This is a genomic window from Aeromicrobium sp. PFPM2_SD2, assembly GCF_057364525.1.
Genome location: NZ_JBNFNZ010000430.1, coordinates 1 through 2,055 on the forward strand (window position 1 = coordinate 1; position 2,055 = coordinate 2,055).

Consider the following 2,055-nt stretch of genomic DNA (forward strand, 5'->3'; position numbering starts at 1 on the left):
CGGGACGCAGCCCGGGCTCGTCGCGTACACGACGCGCCGGGGGAGGGTGCCGAGCTGCAGGTGCCGGGCGTCGCGTCGCAGGAGCAGCAGGCCCGGACGCAGGCAGGGTCGGAACGCCATGCCTCAGCCTGGCCTCGGGCCGACGGCTGCGTCCCGCGTCGTCCACAGACGCCCGCGAGCCGCCCCGGCGCAGGGCGCGGGGGCGGCTCGGACGTGGGGGTCAGGCCCGGCCGAGGATGCGGTTGAGCTTCGTGCCGCACACCGGGCAGGTGCCCTTGGCCATCTTGGTGCCCTTGTCGCTCACCTGGATCTCGCCGGTCGCCTCGCGCTTCTCCTTGCACTTCACGCAGTAGAACTCACCGGTCCACTCATCAGCCATCGTGCGCTCCTGTCCGCCGGGGGCATCGTGTGATGCCAGTCACAGGGAGCGTACGACGAGCGCGGGCGCGCCGCCCGTCACGTCCAGCGGCGTGCCGCGTTGTCCACCGGCTGTGGACAAGGTTGGGGGCGGTGTGTGCAGACACGCGGCGGGGCTGTGGAACGTCCTCGGCGCGTCGTGGACATCCGGGCGAGTCCCTCCACCCCGGGTCGAGGGTTCGCCTCCTCGAGCGGCCGCGGCGCCCCCTCGCTGAGAGTGACGTTGTGCACGCCTCTCGCGGCGTGTCGCGTGCACAACGTCACGCTCAGCGCGGACGGGACGGGACCTGTCGGGGGACCGGACTACGCTCGCGACGTGCCCGAGGTCGAGATCCGCCGCAGCAAGCGCCGCAGCAAGACGGTGTCGCTGCGCCGCGAGGGCGAGCGGCTCGTCGCCCTGGTGCCGCAGCACGTGACGGACGCCCAGCTCGAGCCGATCGTGGCCCGGCTGCTGGCCCGCATGGAGAAGCGCGAGGCCCGCCGGCGTCCGGGCGACGACGAGCTCGAGGCCCGCGCCCGCGAGCTGTCGCGCCGCTACGTCGCCGGCGCCCCCATGCCCACGTCGGTGCGCTGGGTGTCGAACATGACCACGCGCTGGGGGTCGTGCACCGCGGCCGAGGGCGCCATCCGGATCTCGGACAAGCTGCAGGGCATGCCGCCGTACGTCGTCGACTACGTGCTCGTCCACGAGCTGGCCCACCTGGTGGAGGCCAACCACTCCGACCGGTTCTGGCAGCTGGTCAGCGCGTACCCGCGGACGGAGCGGGCTCGGGGGTTCCTCGAAGGCGTCGAGCACTCAGCTCCACCAGCGTCCTGACGCTGTCGTCCACGCCCTCGGGCAGGTCGTCCAGGCCGAACCACTGCAGGTCGCTGGACTCGTCGCTGATCACCTCGACCGCGCCGCGCGGCGCCACGGCGACGTACTGCACGTCGAGGTGGTGCGCCGGACGCAGCGGCCCGCACGGCACCTCGTGGCGCGACAGGACGACCGGGTCGGGGTCCACGACCAGCCCGTCGATGCCGGACTCCTCGGTCGCCTCGCGCAGCGCCGCCTCGGCCAGCGTCGCGTCGTCGCCCTCGCAGTGCCCGCCGGTCTGCAGCCAGCGCTGCAGGCGCCGGTGCAGGGTCAGCAGGACGCGCTCGTGGTCGGCGTCGACCACCAGCGCGGACGCCGTGAGGTGGTCCGGGTGGCAGGCGCGCTCCATGGCGTCCGGCCGGGTGGCCAGGTGCGCCAGGTAGTCACGGCGCAGGTCGTCCTGGGCGGCGTCGGGCGCCGTCCAGGCGGTCAGCACCCGGACGGCGTCGGCGTGCAGCGTCACCGCGGCTGGTCGTCGTCGCCGGACGGACGTCCGTCGTCGCCCTCGTCGAGCAGCCGGCCGAGGGCCTCGTCGAACTGGGCGTCGAACTGGGCGCTCGGGCCGTCGGAGGGTCGGTTCTCGCCGGCGGCGAAGCCGATCGGGTCGTCGAGGTCCTCGACGGTGGGCAGCAGGTCGGGGTGCGACCAGACGGCGTCGCGGGCCTCGGCGCCCTGAGCGTCGCGCAGCGCCGCCCACAGGTTGGCCGCGTCGCGCAGGCGGCGCGGACGCAGCTCGAGCCCGACGAGCGTGGCGAAGGTCTGCTCGGCCGGGCCGCCCTCGG

Annotated in this window: 4 protein-coding genes; 1 reads left to right on the forward strand and 3 read right to left on the reverse strand. The window is 74.4% G+C overall.

The window, feature by feature from the left end:
• Nucleotides 1–220: 220 nt before the first annotated feature.
• Entirely contained in the window at nt 221–379 is a 159-nt protein-coding gene (locus AC2W7G_RS14655) for a DUF5679 domain-containing protein (protein WP_485869087.1), read from the reverse strand.
• 354 nt (nt 380–733) lie between these two features.
• On the opposite strand from AC2W7G_RS14655, the gene AC2W7G_RS14660 reads away from it, so the two are divergent.
• Complete coding sequence (locus AC2W7G_RS14660) at nt 734–1,234, forward strand: YgjP-like metallopeptidase domain-containing protein (protein WP_485869088.1); 501 nt, start codon at nt 734–736, stop codon at nt 1,232–1,234.
• Here AC2W7G_RS14660 and AC2W7G_RS14665 read toward each other — a convergent pair.
• Nucleotides 1,158–1,736, reverse strand: coding sequence for an NUDIX hydrolase (locus AC2W7G_RS14665; RefSeq protein ID WP_485869089.1), 579 nt, complete (start codon nt 1,734–1,736; stop codon nt 1,158–1,160). The two genes, AC2W7G_RS14660 and AC2W7G_RS14665, sit on opposite strands and share 77 nt — an antisense overlap.
• On the reverse strand, nt 1,733–2,055 hold a 323-nt coding region (locus AC2W7G_RS14670; RefSeq protein WP_485869090.1), incomplete at its 5' end, for a zinc-dependent metalloprotease. The genes AC2W7G_RS14665 and AC2W7G_RS14670, both read right to left, overlap by 4 nt.

Coding starts and splice junctions, on each gene's coding strand:
- AC2W7G_RS14655 (WP_485869087.1), bottom strand. CDS start 379: ATGGCTGATGAGTGGACCGGTGAGTTCTACTGCGTGAAGTGCAAGGAG.